This is a genomic window from Haloferula helveola, assembly GCF_037076345.1.
Taxonomy (GTDB): Bacteria; Verrucomicrobiota; Verrucomicrobiia; order Verrucomicrobiales; family Akkermansiaceae; genus Haloferula; species Haloferula helveola.
On record NZ_AP024702.1, the window covers coordinates 2,873,886 to 2,891,934 of the forward strand.

General features: G+C 64.4%; 13 protein-coding genes. 3 read left to right on the forward strand and 10 right to left on the reverse strand.

Annotation, left to right across the window (positions count from 1 at the left end; all coding sequences use genetic code 11):
* Positions 1-6 precede the first annotated feature (6 nt).
* The 6 genes from HAHE_RS10605 to HAHE_RS10630 form a co-directional block, all read right to left on the reverse strand.
* On the reverse strand, positions 7-2,226 hold the full coding sequence (locus HAHE_RS10605) for an Ig-like domain-containing protein (protein ID WP_338684280.1): 2,220 nt from the start codon (positions 2,224-2,226) through the stop codon (positions 7-9).
* Positions 2,227-2,380: 154 nt separating this feature from the next.
* Entirely contained in the window at positions 2,381-2,845 is a 465-nt protein-coding gene (locus HAHE_RS10610) for a hypothetical protein (protein ID WP_338684282.1), read from the reverse strand.
* Between the two features lie 167 nt (positions 2,846-3,012).
* Complete coding sequence (gene trmD / locus HAHE_RS10615; protein ID WP_338684284.1) at positions 3,013-3,687, reverse strand: tRNA (guanosine(37)-N1)-methyltransferase TrmD; 675 nt, start codon at positions 3,685-3,687, stop codon at positions 3,013-3,015.
* 86 nt (positions 3,688-3,773) lie between these two features.
* Positions 3,774-4,370, reverse strand: coding sequence for a transposase (locus HAHE_RS10620; RefSeq protein ID WP_338684285.1), 597 nt, complete (start codon positions 4,368-4,370; stop codon positions 3,774-3,776).
* A 101-nt stretch (positions 4,371-4,471) separates the two neighbouring features.
* Complete coding sequence (locus HAHE_RS10625; protein WP_338684287.1) at positions 4,472-5,677, reverse strand: zinc ribbon domain-containing protein; 1,206 nt, start codon at positions 5,675-5,677, stop codon at positions 4,472-4,474.
* Positions 5,678-5,754: 77 nt separating this feature from the next.
* Positions 5,755-6,828, reverse strand: a complete 1,074-nt coding sequence (locus HAHE_RS10630) for an SPFH and helix-turn-helix domain-containing protein (RefSeq protein WP_343218185.1) — start codon at positions 6,826-6,828, stop codon at positions 5,755-5,757.
* Positions 6,829-6,964: 136 nt separating this feature from the next.
* Here HAHE_RS10630 and HAHE_RS10635 point away from each other — a divergent pair, with 136 nt between their 5' ends.
* Positions 6,965-8,785, forward strand: coding sequence for an SLC13 family permease (locus HAHE_RS10635; protein ID WP_338684290.1), 1,821 nt, complete (start codon positions 6,965-6,967; stop codon positions 8,783-8,785).
* 90 nt (positions 8,786-8,875) lie between these two features.
* On the opposite strand, the gene HAHE_RS10640 is transcribed toward HAHE_RS10635, so the two are convergent.
* On the reverse strand, positions 8,876-9,709 hold the full coding sequence (locus HAHE_RS10640; protein WP_338684291.1) for an alpha/beta hydrolase: 834 nt from the start codon (positions 9,707-9,709) through the stop codon (positions 8,876-8,878).
* Between the two features lie 134 nt (positions 9,710-9,843).
* Here HAHE_RS10640 and HAHE_RS10645 point away from each other — a divergent pair, with 134 nt between their 5' ends.
* Positions 9,844-10,665 carry a hypothetical protein gene (locus HAHE_RS10645; RefSeq protein ID WP_338684292.1) on the forward strand — a complete coding sequence of 274 codons (822 nt, stop codon included), beginning with the start codon at positions 9,844-9,846 and terminating at the stop codon, positions 10,663-10,665.
* A 27-nt stretch (positions 10,666-10,692) separates the two neighbouring features.
* Here the strand turns inward: HAHE_RS10645 and HAHE_RS10650 are convergent, their stop codons facing one another.
* Both HAHE_RS10650 and HAHE_RS10655 read right to left on the reverse strand, forming a co-directional pair.
* Positions 10,693-14,799 (reverse strand): PVC-type heme-binding CxxCH protein, encoded by a 4,107-nt coding sequence (locus tag HAHE_RS10650; RefSeq protein WP_338684294.1) that lies wholly within the window; start codon positions 14,797-14,799, stop codon positions 10,693-10,695.
* Between the two features lie 28 nt (positions 14,800-14,827).
* Positions 14,828-15,640 (reverse strand): protein-disulfide reductase DsbD domain-containing protein, encoded by an 813-nt coding sequence (locus HAHE_RS10655; protein WP_338684295.1) that lies wholly within the window; start codon positions 15,638-15,640, stop codon positions 14,828-14,830.
* A gap of 111 nt (positions 15,641-15,751) precedes the next feature.
* Here HAHE_RS10655 and HAHE_RS10660 point away from each other — a divergent pair, with 111 nt between their 5' ends.
* On the forward strand, positions 15,752-16,207 hold the full coding sequence (locus tag HAHE_RS10660) for a hypothetical protein (protein WP_338684296.1): 456 nt from the start codon (positions 15,752-15,754) through the stop codon (positions 16,205-16,207).
* A 7-nt stretch (positions 16,208-16,214) separates the two neighbouring features.
* Here the strand turns inward: HAHE_RS10660 and HAHE_RS10665 are convergent, their stop codons facing one another.
* Positions 16,215-17,687, reverse strand: a complete 1,473-nt coding sequence (locus HAHE_RS10665; protein ID WP_338684297.1) for an NAD(P)H-hydrate dehydratase — start codon at positions 17,685-17,687, stop codon at positions 16,215-16,217.
* Between the last annotated feature and the right edge of the window lie 362 nt (positions 17,688-18,049).

The window sequence follows — 18,049 nt, forward strand, 5'->3', positions numbered from 1 at the left end:
GGTCGCTCATCGTTCACCGCGGATACGGGCGAATCGTTTCTGGTGCAGGCTTGCCGGATCCGGATCGCGGACGTCGAGCAGGAACGGCGTGTCGGTCAGGATCACTCCCGGCACCCACGTCACGAAGTCGGAGGTGAATTCGACGACCACGGTGCCGTCTGCCGGAGCGGGCGCCCGCGAAATCCGGTAGGTGTAGTAGTTCGTGCCGCCGACATCGCGGATGGCGGGCACCCGGACTCCGGGAGCGGTCGGGAATCCGGGATCGAACCCGAGGAGATACTCGATGACGTCCGGCAACCCGTCGAGATCGGTGTCGAGAGTGTCCGCCAGCAGCGGGTCTCCGACTGTAACGCTGACCGTGCCGAGATTCGACTCCCGGAATCCGTCGAAGGCGGCGTAGGTGAAGGAGTCGGGACCGCTGAAGCCGGGATCCGGGAAGTAGGTCGCGAGAGTGCCGGTCAGGGCGACGGTGCCGTGGTGGGGTTGGTGGACGATTCGGAGTGTGAGCGCCTGACCGTTGGCATCGCTGGCGGTCAGCGTGGTTGCCCCCGGGGTGTCGGTCGATGTGATCAGCGTGCTGTCGGGAACCACGGGCGGGGCATTGTTGTTGAACAGTCCGCCGATCCCGCCGTCGTCCTCCTGCCGGTGGCAAATGAAACAGCTCACGGTTTCGCCGCGGAACATCTCGAAGGTCTGCGTGGTGCCGTCGTTACGCGCTGTGAGCGTCCGAGAGTCGAAGGTGCGTGACAACGGACTGCCGCGGAGGTCGCTGCCGTGGCAGGCTTGGCAACTGGCACCTTGGCCGAAGTCATGGTGGTCGCGAACCCAACTGTCGCCGGTAGGGTGCATGCCATGCGGCCCGCCGTTGACGGTGACCGGCATGGAAGAGTGGCAGCTGGTGCAGTTCGCGATGGTTCCCGCGTGCCCCTGAAGCGCGGAGTTCTGCAGATTGTCATTGCGATGGATCGAAGGGTAGACCGCGTGGGTCGAGCCGTGGCAGGCGCTGCACTGCAGTCCGCCGTGCCCCGCCGAGAAACGGTAGAGGCTGATTCCCGGCGCGGGGGTGTCGGGCGGGCTCGCGAACGTGCCGGCCGGAGGGCGGACGCCGCCGCCCGCAAGGAAGACCGAAGTGAAACGCTCGCTATTCTGGTGGCATGAACCGCAGTTCGGTTCGTCCAGCCATCCCGTCCGGCCCGGGTCACCGACGGCGCTCATGTTGCCATGGCACGACTGGCACTGCATCGAGGCCGATCCGTCCGCCGCCACCGCCGAACCCATCGCTCCGCGCAGGCAGCGGGTGTCCGAACCCGGATGGCACTGGTAGCAGGAGCTCCGGTTGGCGTTCGCATTGAGGCTCATGCCATTGTCGGGGGAAACGACTCCGGCGTGGAAGCCGTGCATGGATTCGGTCAGAGGCTTGACGCCCGGGTAACTCGGCGCGCCGAGCGCTTCGGAGGCGTGGCATGCGGCGCATAGGACCGGATGGTTATGGTCCATCACGCTGGCTTCCAGTCCCTCCGGAGGATATCCGCGATCGGCCAACGCTCCGGTGTAGGGCTCCGTACCCAGGTGGCGCTCGTCGTGGAGGCGGAGGATGTTGAGTCGGTAGTCGCGGGACGGGTGCGGGTCGTTGACCCAGCCTCCGGCCGGCATCGCCGCGGGTCCCGTGCCCGAGCCATGGCACTTGCGGCAGTCCATTTCGGTCGACACCGGAAGTACGATGTCTGTCGTGGCAAGCACGGTTCCACCGGGTGTCTTCGCGGTCAGCCGCATCATCGGATAGCTATTGCGGTGTCCCGAGTCGTCGGTCGCCGTGATCGGCACGCCGGCGCCTTCGAACCAGTTCATCACGCCGTCGAAGTCCATGAACTGCGGTGTGTTCGCAGCACCGGGCATGGTCTTCCCGGTCAGGCCGGTGTCGGATGGCAGGGCCACGCCGAAGTAGTCGGTCGTGTAGTTCCAGAAGTTCGTTTTCCCGGTCGAGGTCGTGTTGATCGAGCCGTCCGGATCACCGATGGCTTCGTAGGTGACGACGAGGCCGGACGTGTCGGTGACCAGGTGGCCGCCGGCGTCGATGAACTGGGCGTCGAAAGTATTGTAGGGCGGCAGGATGGAGAAGACCGAGTAGTCGTCGTCCATGCAGTGCATGCCGAGGTTGTTCCAGCCGATGAGGGTCTGGGCGCCAAGCCCGGAGGCGAGGCCGATGAGAAGAGCAAGAGTTTTCATGGTGATGCGTGCGGTTTGAACCGGGGGGAGCGGTGCTTCGATGGGAGGGGCCGGATCGAAAGGATCCGGGCCGGGGATCCGGGCGTTCGGGCCCGGGAATGCAAAGGGAGCGCGGATCACCGGATGCCGGTGTCACGCGCCATGCCATCGCCGCTCAATTCCGCATCACGGTGCCCTTTCTTCGCACCCGCGGATCCGGGTGCGGCGGGCTGCGATCGGCTCCGGCAGTCCATGCTGTCGGAAGCGCCTCGAACTCCTCGCGGAAGTGGAGGGAAGGGTCGTCGGTGGTTGCCGGGAGCTCCTCGGGAGCCTCACTTCCGGTCTCGTCGGCGCACGGCTTGAGGGTCAGCGGCCCGGCGCCAAAGCTGAGGTGGTGGTCCGGGTGCGCGTCGGGATCCCCATGGACAAGCAGGTGTTCGATTGCCGTGTGCCGGTGCCGGCAGGCAACGGAGTCGCCCACATGGTGGAGCGTGAGCTCGACCTGCCGATCGGCGATCACGACCAGAAGCTGGTGGTCGCTGCCCGGATTGGCGACGGACAATGCGGCTGCGCAGATAAGCGGAAGCTGGGTAGCAACCAACAACGCGATCACCAATCCCACCGTGAACTTCCGGCGCATGGCCGCCATCAGGGGCCCTTGTCGGAGATTGCCAGTGTGCATTCTATCCATGCCGAACGATTCGGTTGCAGGTTCCACAAAAGCACGGGGGAACCGCTGCCGTCAATCCTGCGGCGATACTCCTCCGTTACAAAACCAACTGGGTTTCAGCGGTTTCGGCAGAACTGTCAGGAATCGAGCAGGTCCGGTCGGTTGGCGCGGGTGCGTTCCAGCGCCTTGGCTTTTTTCCATTCTTCGATCTTCGCGTGGTGGCCGGAGAGCAGGACGTCGGGGACTTTGAGGCCACGGAAGTCGGCCGGCTTGGTGTAGGCCGGGGCTTCGAGAAGGTTCGGGTCGGAGAACGATTCGTCTTCGGGCGATCGCTCGTCGCCGAGCGCTCCGGGGAGCAGGCGGACGATGGCATCGGTCACGACCGCGGCGGCGATGGCGCCATTGGTCAGGACGTAGTCGCCGATCGAGAGTTCGAGGTCGACGAGCTCGTCGATGACGCGGTGGTCGACTCCCTCGTAGTGGCCGCAGATGATCAGGAGGTGCTCCTCTTGGGAAAGCTCGCGGGCGATCGCCTGTTTGAAGACCTTCCCTTGCGGTGTCATCAGGATGACCTTGGTTTCCGGGCGACGGAGTTCCTCGATGGCGTCGAAGAGCGGTCCGGGCAGGAGCAGCATGCCCTGGCCGCCGCCGCAGAGGTAGTCGTCAGTCCGGCGGTGCTTGTCCTTGGCCCAGTCGCGGAGCTGGTGCGCGCGGACTTCGACGATCCCCGCCTCCCGCGCCCGCGCGATGATGCTCTCGCTCAACGGCGCAAGCGCGATCTCGGGGAAAAGCGTGAGGATGTCGATTCGCATGCGGGAGAAATTACGGGGCATCGACATTCCTGTCGATGGATTGGACCGGGCATGAACCATCGACAGGAATGTCGATGCCCCGGAAGTCACTGGATTCGCCTCACGCGCTCACCTTCCCAGAGGGTGAAGCTGTCATTTTGAAGCCCCTTCGAATTCCTGCGAATGTAGCGGGCGGCATTCACGAAATGGGATGCATTGCGGATCAGCGTGTCCCTGTAGTTTGACTGCCAGATCGAACCTTTTCCGATTCGTCGGGCGGAGACTCCCTTCCATGCCTTGATAAAGTCGGCGAGCGGAGCCTTTGGAGTGAATAGCAAATGAGCATGGTTCGGCATGATCACCCACGAATGGTGAATCACCCGGTCTCCTTGGAACCTCATCAGGGTCTCGGCGAGAATCTCCCGGTTCGCTGGATCCTTCAGAAGACAGGAGCCATGGCCTGCATCGAGCCAGCGCTCGAATCGATCCGTGAACTCGAGATGGTAGCGGTCGGTTTGCTCAGGGGTCCAAGGCTCCGGATTTGTGCGGAGCCACGCTTCTCGCTTGGACATCCAATCCTCGATCTTCGATTTCGGCAGGGAATCCGCGAGACGGAAGGTGACGAATTGCATGACCTCACCCTGCTCCCAGTGCGGGATGTCACGCCCGGTCTTGCGGAGCTCCTTGTGGGGGTCGAGGAACATGCGTTTGGTCACCTTTAAGGGGCATCGACATTCCTGTCGATGGTTCATGCCCGGTCCAATCCATCGACAGGAATGTCGATGCCCCGTAAGTGGCCCATGCGTCAGCGGCTGACGAGGAAGAACACCACAGCGACGACGATCAGCACCAGCAGGACGACGAAGGCGATCTTCCAGGGCGATTTCGGGAAGTGGGCGTAGGTCTGGCCGGTCACGGCATTCATCGCGCCTTTGTAAGGCTTGCCGCGGTATTGGTAGGCGAGCAGCCAGACCGGGCAAAGGATGTGCTTGAAGGTCTTGCGCGAGTATTCGGGGTAGATCCGCAGGTTCCGGTAGGTGTCGCCGGGGACCTCGCGGGCGGACATCTCCCGCAGCTGCCCTTCCATGATGCCGAAGCCGGTGCGCGCGGCCTGCAGCAGCGGGATCTGGTAGGACTCGACGTCCCAGCCGGATACGTAACGCGTCTCGTAGGGCACGAGTTCCTTGGTCGGGAATGGCTCGAGCCGGCGCAGGATGTCGGGATCAAGGCCGCGGGATCCGGTGACCAGCACATCGTCGAACCAGGTGGAGACATGGCCGCGGGCCGGCCGCCAACGCACTTTTCGCTCACGGTAGGTCTGCGTCTTGCCGTCGGAACCCCGACGCGTACGGGTGACGTAGTAGTAGGTGCCGCTGTCCGCGGTCCACGGGCACTCGGCGGCCGAGTCGAAGGTCCAGTAAGGCAGGTAGACTCCGTGGATGCGGTCGACGAGGTTGCGCTTCTTGAGGTCGTTTGGCGCGAACCACTTGGAAGCGAGGAACGACTTCAGCGAGTGGTAGGCCTTTTCCTTCGAAATGATGGCGGGGAGCAGTGACTCCGGCCGGACCGGCGCCTCGATCTCCTCGTAGTCGAGCATCTCCGGCGAGCCGCAGAAGTCGCACGACTGACCGACGTTCGAGGCGTCGCGCGTGAGGATGGCATGGCAGTGGGTGCACTGGACCTTGCGCTCGCGGGTCTCGACGGTTGACGCCTTTTCGCCGAGATCGGCGATCATCGCGTCGAGGTCGTGCTCGGTGATATTCGGCAGCGGCGGTGGCGCGACGCGGTCGAACTCGGTCCCGCAGTAGGGGCAGACGAGTTTGCGTTTCCCGGGGTCCCACTCGCCCTTGCCGCCACACTCGGGGCAGACGTGCCGCTCGAGCGAGCGCACCTCCGCGTCCGAACCGCGGAGGTCGGGATGGTGGCGCGGGACGTCTTTTTTCGAGACGACGATAGGATCGCCCTCAGCGTCTGCAGAGAGGTCCTCGGGAATGGGAGGAGGCTCGGCCATGGACGGCTGGGCGTTCTGACGAGGGAGCGGGACGCTCCCGTCACGGACTGGAGCGGGACGCTCCAGCCATGGTCAGCTCACTGGGCGAGGAAGGCGTCGAGCGCGTCGCGCGTGATGCGGTGGGCGGAGCCGATCTTCTTGGCCTTCAGGTTGCCGGCATCGATCTCGGCCATCACGTCGGCTTCGGTCACGCCGAGCATGCGGGCGACCGACGCCGGGTCGAGGATGTCGGGATTCTGGGCCACCGGAGCGGCCGCCGCACCGGGTTGGCCGGGGAGTGCCGGAGGGGACCCGGCAATGCCGGAGTTCTTCATCATTTCCTGCGCCATCGCGAAGCCGATCGCCATCTCGCTGGCCATGCCGGCCGGGCCGCCGCCACCTTCACCGGAGGCCATACCCTGGCCCATCTGGTATTTGACGTAGTCGTTGAGGTTGCCGATGGCCGATATCGCGGAGCGCTTGTCGATGGCCTCCTCGACTTCCGGCGGAACGCTGACGTTCTCGACGATGAACGAGTCGACCTCGATGCCGTACTTGGTCGAGATCGCAGGATTGATGATCGGAAGGAGGGCGTCGCCCAGTTCGGAGTAGCGGGTGGCGACGTCGAGCACCGGCACGTGGGCCTCGGCGAGGGCCTCGGAAAAGATCGACACGATGCGCGAGCGCATGGTGTCGGCGAACTCGTTGACCCGGAAGTCGTGGTCGGAGCCGGCGACTTCCTTGAGGAAGGTCTGCACGTTCGTGACCTTGAAGTCGTAGGTGCCGAAGGCGCGTGCGCGGACGATACCGAAGTCCTGGTCGCGCAGCATGATCGGGTTGGAAGTGCCCCACTTGTTGCCGGTGAAGAGCCGGGTGTTGACGTAGTAGACGTCGGCCTTGAAGGGCGACTGAAAGCCGTATTTCCAGCCCTTCAGGCGGGTCAGGACCGGGATGTTCTCGGTATTGAGCGTGTGCTTTCCGGGGCCGAAGGTGTCGCCGAACTGGCCGAGGTAGACAAATTGCGCCGTCTGGCTCTCGCGGACGATGAGCTGGGCGCCATTCTTGATCGCCTTGTCGTCGTCGGGAAAGCGCCAGGCAATGGTGTCGCGCGAATCGTCCTGCCACTCGATGATTTCGAGCAACTCGCCTTTGATGAAGTCCATGAGTCCCATGATCGTGAAGCTTTGAGGTTCGTCGCAGGCTCGGGGATGCCCCGGGGTGACGCAATGAGAAAACCGGGGCGGAAATGGAACCGGAGCGTGCGCGGTGCCGCGCAATTCGACCTTGGTTCGCGCGCCCGGCGGGTCGATGATTTCCACCGTGCCGCCCGAGTGGGAACAGTATCTGGTGTTCGCGGTGACCCTTGGGGTCTTCGCGGTCTTCCTGTGGGGAAAGCTCTCGGTGGAACTGGTGGCGCTCGGAGCCGCCGGGGTGCTTCTGCTGACCGGGATCGTCGACCGCGACGACCTGCTTTCCGCCTTTGCCAATCCGGCGCCGGTGACCATCGGTGCACTCTTCATCATCAGTGCGGCACTCGAACGGACCGGTCAGATCGCCAAGCTCGGACGCCTCTTCAATGTCGTTGCCAAAGGCAGCGAGAGACGGGCACTGCTGACCCTGCTCGTGGTCTGCGTCGTCTGCTCCGCCTTCGTCAACAACACGCCGCTGGTGGTCATCCTGCTTCCGGTCATCCTCGGCTTCTGCCGCGACAGCGGTGCCAAGCCTTCACGGCTGCTGATCCCGATGTCGTATGCCTGCATTCTCGGCGGCACCTGCTCGATGGCGGGCACCTCGACCAACATTCTCGTCGACGGCATCGCGCGTGAACAGGGCATCGAGCCCTTCCACCTGTTCTCGATCGCGCCCTTGGGGATGATCTACGCGGTGCTCGGGAGTGCCTACCTCTGGCTGTTCGGCTCGAAGCTGTTGCCGGCGCGGGACACGCTCGCGACCCTGCTCGACGCCGCCCGCGGGCGGGAATTCCTGATCCAGGCCGAGGTGCCGACCGATTCGTCGCTGATCGGTCAGGCCGCAGTGGAGGTGCTGAAGGGCCGGTCCCGCTCGCTGAAAGTCATCGAGGTCCGGCGCCGGGGACGTGTCTTGGAGGATGCACTGAATGAGATCTATCTCGAGGAGGGCGATCGACTGCTGATCCGCACCGGCACCAAGGGTGTGGCCGAACTCCACCGTTCGGAGGGAGTGAATGTCGGTCTTGGCGAGAGCGATCTCACGCCGATGGAGCAACGTGAAGCGGTGCTTCTCGAAGGCATGATCGGGCCGAATTCGTCGCTGGCCGGCCGCACCCTGACCGAGCTCGCCTTCCGCCAGAGGTTCGGCGCGCTGATTCTGGCGATCCACCGCGAAGGGCAGAACATCACGCGTGACTTCGAAACCCTGCGCCTTGAGTTCGGCGACACCCTGCTGGTCGAAGGATCGCGCGAGGGTATCGAGCGCCTGAAGGCGGAGCGGGACTTCATCACGCTGTCCGAGCCACGGCCCGAGGCGTTCAACCTGCGCAAGGCGCCCTTTGCTTTGGCGGGCATCCTCCTGTTCGTTTTCCTCGCCTCGTTCGACTTCGCCTGGATCGGGCTGCCGTCGGTCGACTTCGACACCTTTTCCGCGGCCTTCCTTGCCGGTCTGTTCGTGCTTCTTACGGGCTGCCTGACGCCGCGTGAGGCCTACGAGGCGGTTGATTGGAAAATCCTGCTGTTGATCATCGGCATGCTGGTGCTCGGCATCGCGATGGACAAGACCGGTGCGGCGAGCACGGTGGCCGCGCACGTCGCCGACTGGTTGGCACCGCTCGGTCCGTGGGGCATCCTTTGCGGTCTCTATCTGCTCGCCAGCATCATGACCGAGATGGTCTCGAACAATGCGGTGGCGGTGGTCCTTGCGCCGATCGCGCTGCGGATCGCGGAGGCGGTGGACGCCTCACCGATCCCGTTCCTGATCGCGGTGATGTTCGGGGCGAGCGCGTCCTTCGCCACCCCGATCGGCTATCAGACCAACACTTACGTGTTCGGTGCCGGCGGTTACCACTTCAAGGACTTCGTGAAGGTCGGCCTGCCGCTGAATCTTCTGCTGTGGATCGTGGCCTCGATCACGATCCCACTGATCTGGCCGTTCTAGAGGCGGACTGTAGGAACGGACCGCGCGAGCCCACTCGCGCATTCGCCGAACTGACGGGGCGCGAGTGGGCTCGCGCGGTTCACCGCGGCATTACGGCTTCTTGATCCAGCCCAGCCCGACGAGAAACTTGTCCGCCTCGGCCAAGGTTTCGTCGAAGGACTCGCCTCGATTGAAGAACCCGTGTCCCTGACCTTCATAGCCGACGAGCTGGCAGGGGCGCCCGGCCTTCTTCATCGCTGTCTCGAACGCCTCGACGGAAGCGTAGGGGACGGTGGTGTCCTTCTTGCCGTGGAGAATTAGGGTGGGCGGGGTGTGGTCGCCGACATGGTGGGAGGGGGAGAGGGCCTTCGCTTCGGCGCCGAGGCGCTCGGCGCTGACCTTGGTTCCGAAGCCGGCAGGATCCCAACCCTCGATCGGCGCCAAGGTGCATGCCGGGTTGAAGAGGATCATCGCATTCGGTCGCTCGTCGCTGCCGAATCCGCTGACCGTGCCCGTGCAAGCGGCGATGTGCCCTCCCGCGGACCCTCCCGCGGCAGCGATCTTCTTGGGGTCGATGCCCAGTCGCTTGGCATTCTCCCGGGTCCAGGCGATCGCGGCCTTGGCGTCGCTGACACAGTCCGCGGCTTTGGCGCCTTGCCGGGACTTCACCCGGTAGTCGGCGGTGATCGCGATCATGCCGCGCTTCGCCAAATGACGGGCCTGGTTTTCGAACTGCGCCGGTGACCCGCTGTTCCAGCCACCGCCGAAGAAGAACACGATGGCGGGCTTCGGGTGCTCGGTATCGGTCTCGCCGAAAATCCAGAGTTTCAGCTCGGTGTCGCCGACCTTGCGGTAGACTTCCTCGCGGGCGTCGGAGAATTCCGGCGGGTAGGCGCCAAGACCGAACAACGGGGTGACGAGCAGCAAAAGGAGAAGACGGATCATTCTCAACAAACGTTCCATGGATGGGGAAGTCTTTCGCGATCGAAGGGAGAGAGGTACGAAGCATTCAGGGCCGTGCGCAAATTCGCCTCTAGAAACTGCTTGCGGGTAATGAGAGATCGGGATGACCTCGCACCATGATTCGCCACGCACTTCTCCCAGTCAGCCTAATGATCGCAACGGCTTCGGCCTCCGAAGTGCTATGGGCGGGGAAGGGTGCGGTCAGTACCGTTGGCGGCACCGGATTCACAGGGGTTGCCGCTGAAGATGAGGTCGAGATTCAGTTGGCATACGACTCCGATGCCCTCGTCGACGATCGCAGTTTTCTGGTCTTCGATGGCGCCGTTGCGGGCCGGGCTTGGTTCTACGGCCAAGTGAACCTTGCTGTGACGGTCCGCATCGGAGAGCTGACGTGGGCCGGGACGATTGCCAATATTCCAGATGGCACGAGCATTATGGAGTCAGTATGCTGGGACTTTGGTGGCAATCCTGACCGGTTCACAGTCATACTGGACGCTGAGCGGGGTGGAAGCTTTCCGAGTTTCCCGTATTCCGGTGTGGAATCGGCCCGCGAACTCAAGATCGAGTTCCTCGATAGCACGTCGCCAGCTGAACTCTTCGACGTGCATGTGCTCCCCGACGGTGTAGCCAACATCTGCGAGATGACATCGGCATCCGGATCGATTCGGGCGGGGAGCGACCTGATTTCGTTCGTGATCGACCCCAAGAGTGTTAGGGTCAGCCAGCCACGCGTGCCGGTCGTGCTGACGAGGACAGCCGGTGGATTGCAATTCGAGTGGGAAACCGAAATAGGGACGAGCTATCGGCTTGAAAGCAGCTCAGATCTATGGTGCTGGGTCATCGAAGATACGGTTGGTGGAACTGGATTAACCGTGCAGAGGAATCTAAATCCGTTCGGAACCTACTTTAGGCGTTTCTACCGGGTTGTAGAACTCTGAACGACTGGCTTTCGTCCGAAGAGTCAGTCACTCCACGATCATTTCGCCCTGCATCAGGATCCAGTGTCCCGGGAAGGTGCAGACGAAGGGATAGCGCCCGGGTTTCTTGGGGGCGGTGAAGCGGAGGGTCTCCGATGACTCCGGTTCGAGGAGCTTGGTCGCGTGCAGGATGCGCGGGTCATCGGGGATGAAGTGCTTCGCCGCGCCGTCCGGCCGTTTCGCCATCTCGTTGCCGGCTTCGCCGATCTCCTGGACCGGGGTGCCGAGGTCGGCGATGACGAGGTTGTGCTGGGTGGCGTCGGGGTTCCGCAGGGTCAGCTTGACCGGCTTGCCGGCTCTCACGCTGAAGCTCTTCAGGGTGAAAAGAAGTCGCTCCGGCACGCAACCGATGACCACCGACTGGACTCCTGGCTGGGCATCGAAGGCCTTCTCCTCGGCTGTGAGCTCGACCGCGCTGCCGCTGCCGCCTTTGCCGAGTCGCTTGAGTTTCGCGGTCACCGTGGCCTCCATCTCGGTGCCTTTCCAGTCGTTGACGAGGGCGGCGGAGGCGAAGGCGGTGCGGATGGCGTAGCTGAGGTGGGTGCCGGCGGGTTGGTCGAGGACCGGGAGCACCGCGGTCAGCGCGTCGCGCCCGCCGACGTGGCTGGCGGTGAGGACGGTTTCGCGACGGACGTGCTGCGACGGGTGGAGCGCGCCGGCGGCCAGCAGGCGGCGGGTTTCCTCGCTGCCGACATCCTCATGCCACGCGCGCAAGGTCTTCATCGCGGCAGCCGCGGCGAGGTGGTTGTCGGATGTGAGCAAAGACTCGAGCAGGGCCTTGTCGGGCGCGCCGATTCCTTCGGCCACCCACAGCCCTTCGAGCCGGGCGTGGATGTTCCCGGTTTCGAGTCCGGCCAGCCAGCCCTTGAGCGCGGCCAGGACTTCCTCGTGATCGCGGGACCGCAGTTCGCGACGGCTCCACTGGCGGACATTTTTGTACGGGATCTTCAGTAGATCGAGCAGCTCGGCCACCGAGGCGCCATCGATCTCCCGGGGTTCGGCGAGTTCGACATCCTTCGGGACAATACGCCAGATCCGTCCGCTTTTCCGGTCGCGCCGGGGATCGCGCAGCGAGTACTGGGCATGGCCCTTCACCGGATTGTACCAGTCGCAGACATAGGCCGCGCCGCGCGGGCCGAATTGGAAATCGACCGGGATGAACGAGAGGTTTTTCGAGAAGATCAGGTCGGAAACGTATTCCTCGGCGAAGTGGTCTTCCTTCTCGATCCAGCGGTGGATCTCCACGCGGTTGGTCGGTTTGTAGCGCACCTTGATGAAGCCTCCCCGCATGGATTCCGGCCAGAAGAGGTAGTCGACGAAATCGTGGCCGCAGACACCGGAGTAGGCCTGCATGCCCTGAGCCGGGATGTGCTGCGCGGGATAGGGGGGATTGGTGGCGTGGAAGCTGTCGGCGAAGACAGGATGCGAGGCGACGTGATGCCCCCAATCATCGAACGCGACGCCCCACGGATTGGTGTTCCGGTAGCTGCCGAAAGTGGTGATCCGACGGGTGGCGGGTTCGAACTCGAACCACGCCGAGTTCTTCGCCCGGACCGGTCCGTAGGGCGTCTCGACCTGCGTGTTGTGGAAGATCGACTCGCGAAAGAGGAGCCTGCCGCTGGGGGTCCAGATGAAGTCGTGCAGCGAGTGGTGCGAGTCCTCGCAGCCGAATCCGGTGGCCACGATCTCGCGCTCGTCGGCCTTGCCGTCGCCATCGGTGTCGCGGAGGTGGGTGAGGTGCGGTTGCTCCGAGACATACACGCCGCCATTGCCGTCGAGGACGAAGGAAAGCGGGATGTGGAGATCGTCGGCGAAGGTCGAGCAACGGTCGGCTTTGCCGTCGGCGTCGGTGTCCTCGAGGATCACAATTTTGTCGCGCGGTTCCTGGCCGGGATAGAGATGCGGGTAAACGACCGAGCAGGAGACCCACAGGCGGCCTTTTGCGTCCCAGCGCATCGCGATCGGGCAGGCGAGTTCGGGAAAGTCCTCTTCGGAGGCGAAGCAGTTCACCTCGAAACCAAGATCGGTCATGAACTCCTGCCGCTCTTCGGCGGGAGACAACCATTCGTTGGCGCCGCGGGCCAGCAGCACGTCGTCGAGAGCGGGAACCTTCGAGTCGTCGGGCTTGGTCGGAGTTCCTGCCGCGGTCTTCCAGATCGCCCGGTCCCGGTTGGCGGTCATCAGGTCGTAGTTCCGCATTGCCGGGAGGAAATCGAGGTAGCCGTAGGTGCCGCTTCTACCACCGGTGTAGTAGAACGTGTTCAGCGGCCGGTAGCGGCGGAAGAACTGCGACGCCTTGTCGACCACCGAGGCGCGGAGATCTTCGTCAACCGCCGGGGCCTTCTTGCCGGTGAGGCCTTCGAACGTCGTCTTGGCGAAGATCTCGTGGCCGCCGGCGTTGAGGGCGTTGCCGTCGATCGTCATCCGGGACGCCGGATCGCCGAAGGCGGATGAGGTGGCGGTCAGCACGTCGACGTAGCCAACCTTGTGGCGGTCGGCCGCCGCACGCAGGGCGTCGGCGTAGAGTTTCAGGTTCGCGGCATTGCGGGTGGCGGCCTGCACTTCGGTGACGTCCTCGTTGGCGGCCGGCGACAGCAGCACGATCCGCGGGGCCGACTCGCCGTTGTAGGCTTGCGATTTCAGGCGGGAGAGGAAGGTGTCGAGACGCTTGCCGAACTCATCGACGCCTTCGGCTCCAGCGAACGATTCGTTGGAGCCGAACGCGGCGATGATCAGGTCGGTCTTGAAGTAGAGGAGGTGCTGGTCGAGGTCGCCGAAGTTGTCGGGGCGCGGCTGGAGGTCGACTTCATCGGCCGGCCACGACAGGTTGCGGATCCGCAATTCGCGGTCGGGAAAAGCCTGGTGCAGGAGGGTTTCGAGGTGGCCGTTGCGGCGTTCCGCATCGAGCAGCAGGTTGCCGATGAGCGCGATCCGCGTTCCCTTGGCCGGATCGATCGGCAGGGTGGTCGCGATCGGCTGGGCCTTTCCGGGGCGGGGGGATCCCTTCAGGGTGATCGCGTATTGTGCCAGCTCCGGATCCTTGTCGGGCGCCGCCCGGTCCAGCTTCTTGTTTTTCGCATCCTCCTTGGGGACGGCGGGCTTCGGCATGATCGGGCTGTCCCAGCCTTCGAGTTGCTTCGGCTTCACCCCTTTCACATGCCCCTTCATCTTGAAGGTGGTCGGCTGGTAGGGACCGACGAGATCGATCGGCAGGTCCTTGCGGATTGCGTCCTCGAGACCGGCGGCCCAGAAGATGCCATTGATGACGAGGCGGCGGTAGTTGGGGTCGAGAATGTCTTCGGAAGCGCCCTGGGTGGTGTGGAACACGCGGTGCTGCTTGCCGTCGGCGGTCGAGTAGTAGCGCGTCCACGACGAAGCCACCGGCGGCTTCTTGGTGTCGGGTTCGGCCTTCGGGTCCATCGATACCAGCGGCTGCGATTTCGTCAGCACGGTGAAACCGTCGCGCGGCTCGCCGTTGTAGGCGCCGGCGTGGCAGAAGGCACCGTCGGCGACGCCGCGGAGGATCGGGTGGTTCGTCTGCTCGGGAACCAGCAGGGTGCGGGTGCCCTGCTTGTGGTTCTGGCCGTAGTGACCGACCCACGTATTGCCGAGGATCTGGTGGCCGAAGCCGTTCTCGTAGCGTTTGACCTTCGAGCGGAAGTCATACTTCGCGTACTTCGCATTCGCCGGGATCTTGAAGGCGTGCGAGGCGGTGCGCATTCCGACGATCGGGCCGCCGCGGTTGAGATAGGCCTCGAAGTGAGCCATCTGCTCGGGCGACGGATTGAGGAAACGGGTGAAGATGACCATCAGGTCGGCATCGCCGAGCGCCTCGATGCCCTCGAGGTTCGAGGAACCGGCCTCGATGTGTCCTTTCGAATCGACGCCGAAGACGACCGTGCACTTGAAGCCGTGGTGCTTGGCAAGGATGCGGGCGAGGGCCGGGCAGGACTCTTCGGACCGATATTCATGGTCGCTCGCCAGGAAGACGATGTGCTTGCCGGCGCCAGGGCCTTCGGTGCCCTGATAGACGACCGGAGCGGCATTCAGCGGCACGAATGCCGCGGCGAGAATTGATAGGATCAGATGTTTCATGGAAAGGTCGTGAGGGTCAGGTCTGGGTTTACTTGGAGGGGACGTCGGGGTTGATGGCGCGAATGGTCCGGCTGCCTTCGGCGCCGAATTCCAAAAGCCCGGGTAGATGGGTCACGCCTTCGGGGCCGTACTTCGAGCGCTCGAATCGCAGGATAAGGGAGGCGTCCGGGAGCTTTTCGATCTTTGGCGGTATGGATGAGATCTGGCCGTCCTCCGAGTAGAAATAGGGATCGGGAAGCTTGGGGCTGCTGTCGTCCAGTGGCTCCAGCTTCAGTTCGATGAGCTTCGCGTCGATTGTGCTCAGGACACTCGCTTTCCAGCCTTCGAGCGCTTGCGGTCGGGAGGCACGGGCCTGCTCGAAGAGTTTCGCATGCTTCGGGCCCGGCTTCGCGTCCGCGCCGACGGGCAGGGTGAGCGAGAATGCTTCGTTGCCCGGGTGGCAGGCGTCGGCGCAGGCCATCCAGGCGATCTGGGCGTCGAGCGTGATCTCACTTCCGGCGATTTGGGCCGGGGGGGTGATCACCGCCGTGAGGAGGACATCGCGGGTGTAGCCGTGGGCAATGTGGCCCGCCATATCGACCTTCTCGGGGATCGGCCACTCGAGGGGACCGGCCGAGAAACCTTCCGGCAGCTTCCACTCGACGGTGGTCGGGTAGCCGACGACTCCCGGGCTTTTCCAGTAGCTGTGGAATTCGGGGAAGTGATGGATGTGGACGCCGACGGTGAAAGGCTTGCCGGGTTCGACAACCGACATTTCGGAGATCAACCGGAGCTTGGCACCTTCCTCTTTTTCCGCGGCGTGGGCGAAAGTGAGGCCTGCCGCCGTGAGGGCGAGAAGCATGGGGTTCGTAGCGGGCATTGGGACGGCAGGATACGCGGATTTCGCCCCGATCCTAGCGCCGACGGCCTTTCTTGGCTGACAGAGGCGGGCGGTTGATGCGGTATGGCCAGCGTGAACCTCCACCGACGCCAGTTCCTCGTTCTTCTCGGTGCGGCGGCCTGCCTGACCGCCACGACAGCGCACGCGGCTCCGAAGAAGAAAAAGAAGAACCAGAAGAAGCCGCTGACGAAGCCCGGCCACGCCGCCGAGCTTCCCACGGTGCAGTGGGTGCGCGGCAACCGTTTCAAAGTCGGCAAGAAGACCTACGTGTTGAGCGATTTCGCCGATGTGATCGTCAATGGCGAGGAGGCGAAGATCAGTGACCTGAAGCCCGGCATGCAGGCGATGGTGACCGGCAGCCTGAAGGAAGCCGGCGATACGTCCGCGGATTCGCTCTACAAGGCGACACGGGTGGTGGCTCGCCGCGACAACAATCTGGAGAAGAAGGCGCAGGAGGAAGCCCGCAAGCTGCGGGAGCAGCTGAAGAAGCAGAACCAGCGCAACAACAAGTCGAACAAGTCCAAGTAGGACGGCTTCAGCGGCGCTGTTCGCGCCAATCGAGGAAGGCGCCACCAAGGTGAACGAGCGTGTCTCCCGCGGTGCAGCTTTCCTCGCTCTGGCCCCCGTGCGAGATCGCCCTCTCGGCGCTTCGACCGCATAGCCACGCTCCCAGCATGGCGGCATCGGCCGATGCATGACCTGCCGCCAGCAGTGCGCCGCAAACACCCGCGAGCACGTCGCCTTGGCCGCCGCTGGCCATACCCGCATGGCCGGTCGGGTTGAAGCGCAGGTCTCCGCTTTCGGCCGCAACGATCGTGCGCGCGCCCTTGAGCAGCAGCGTGCACGGGTGGCGGTCGACGAAACGGGCCACCGCATCGGCCCGTGGCAATCCGGCGAGGTCCGGGGCGAGGCGCGCGAACTCGCCGGGGTGGGGCGTGATCAAATGGTTCGGGCGCAGTGCGTCGACCTTGCCATGGGCGGCAAGCAGGTTGAGGGCGTCGGCATCGAGCACGGTCGGGCGATCATCCGCGGCCAGACGCTCGAGAAACTGCTCGATCTGAGGTGGAGTCAGCGTGCCGAGGCCCGGGCCGATGACCCGGGCGTCCGCCGCGAAGTCGAAGGCCGCTTCGATCCGCCGTGAAACGTGCCGCACCATGATTTCCGGAGTCGGCCGGGCGAGGTTGTCGGGATCGAGAAAGAGCGTCACGAGGCCGGCGCCGCCGCGCAGCCCTCCGGTCGCACAAAGCTCGGCCGCCCCGCTCATGCCGGGCGATCCGGCAAGCACGGCCACCCGGCCGGCGTTGCCTTTGTGGAAGTCGTGGGGTCGCGGAGGCAGGAGATCGGGAAAGTTGGCGGGGCAGGTGATGCGCGGGCCGGTTCGATCGGGCGGAGGAAGTTCCGGGACGGGGACGAGATACAATCGGCCGCAGTGATTGGTTGCGGCATCGGCGAATAGCCCGCGCTTCGGCACGCCGATGGTCAGTGTCAGGTCCGCGACCACCGCGCCCTCGTACGGTTCGCCGCTGTCGGTATCGATACCGCTCGGCAGGTCGATGGCCGCGACGATGGCGCCGCGGGTGGTGCGCAGCTCGTTCATCCCGGCGGCGAGTCCGGCAAGCGGCTCGCGCAGCGGTCCGCCGGCGCCGATTCCGAGCAGTCCGTCGAGCAGCAGCAGGGGACCGGGTCCGTCAGGAATCCCTGGCGACTCGCCGATCCCGAGGCGTCGCCCGCGCTGCCGGGTGAGGATGCTTCGTTCCGTCTCCGGGTGGCTTGGCCGGAAGGCGACCCTCCATCCGCACTTGCGGAGATGCTCCAGGACGACCAATGCGTCGCCGCCGTTGTTGCCCTTGCCGATGAAGGCGACCGCGGTTCCGGGAGTTGGAAAGGATTCGAGAACGAGACGGGCGATTCCCGCGCCCGCGGCGTCCATCAGGTCACCGGCATCGACGCCGTCGCGAAACGCCGCTTCCTCGATGGCGCGCATTTCACCGGCCGTCACCCATCCCATGCGGGAAGGCTAATCCCGATGGCGCGGCCTTTGGAATCGCAAAGGCATGGGTCGGCAATGGCAGCGTTCACAACGGACCGCGCGACTCCGATCGCGCACAGTCGGGCCCGTGGCTCCGGGGCGCGGTCGGAGCCGCGCGGTCCGTCTTGAGACAGGCCTGCGAACGGTTCGGTGGAAAGAAGACGCCGCTTCCCCGGTGGCGCGGCCTGTGGAATCGCAAAGGCATCGCGAAGCGGACCGCGCGAGCCCACTCGCGCCCCGGAGCATCGGCTACTCGACGAATTGACCCGAATTCTTCCGAGCGCGATGGATGGAACCGCAAAGACGCCAAGGCCGCGAAGGAAAGCACTCTAACCGGGCTT

What these genes read in the sequence shown, in the direction of transcription:
- HAHE_RS10665 (WP_338684297.1), bottom strand. Translation starts at nt 17,687, where the DNA reads ATGGGATGGGTGACGGCCGGTGAAATGCGCGCCATCGAGGAAGCGGCG.
- trmD (WP_338684284.1), bottom strand. Translation starts at nt 3,687, where the DNA reads ATGCGAATCGACATCCTCACGCTTTTCCCCGAGATCGCGCTTGCGCCG.
- HAHE_RS10620 (WP_338684285.1), bottom strand. Translation starts at nt 4,370, where the DNA reads ATGTTCCTCGACCCCCACAAGGAGCTCCGCAAGACCGGGCGTGACATC.
- HAHE_RS10630 (WP_343218185.1), bottom strand. Translation starts at nt 6,828, where the DNA reads ATGGGACTCATGGACTTCATCAAAGGCGAGTTGCTCGAAATCATCGAG.
- HAHE_RS10645 (WP_338684292.1), top strand. Translation starts at nt 9,844, where the DNA reads ATGATTCGCCACGCACTTCTCCCAGTCAGCCTAATGATCGCAACGGCT.
- HAHE_RS10635 (WP_338684290.1), top strand. Translation starts at nt 6,965, where the DNA reads ATGATTTCCACCGTGCCGCCCGAGTGGGAACAGTATCTGGTGTTCGCG.
- HAHE_RS10625 (WP_338684287.1), bottom strand. Translation starts at nt 5,677, where the DNA reads ATGGCCGAGCCTCCTCCCATTCCCGAGGACCTCTCTGCAGACGCTGAG.
- HAHE_RS10610 (WP_338684282.1), bottom strand. Translation starts at nt 2,845, where the DNA reads ATGCGCCGGAAGTTCACGGTGGGATTGGTGATCGCGTTGTTGGTTGCT.
- HAHE_RS10605 (WP_338684280.1), bottom strand. Translation starts at nt 2,226, where the DNA reads ATGAAAACTCTTGCTCTTCTCATCGGCCTCGCCTCCGGGCTTGGCGCC.
- HAHE_RS10650 (WP_338684294.1), bottom strand. Translation starts at nt 14,799, where the DNA reads ATGAAACATCTGATCCTATCAATTCTCGCCGCGGCATTCGTGCCGCTG.
- HAHE_RS10655 (WP_338684295.1), bottom strand. Translation starts at nt 15,640, where the DNA reads ATGCTTCTCGCCCTCACGGCGGCAGGCCTCACTTTCGCCCACGCCGCG.
- HAHE_RS10640 (WP_338684291.1), bottom strand. Translation starts at nt 9,709, where the DNA reads ATGATCCGTCTTCTCCTTTTGCTGCTCGTCACCCCGTTGTTCGGTCTT.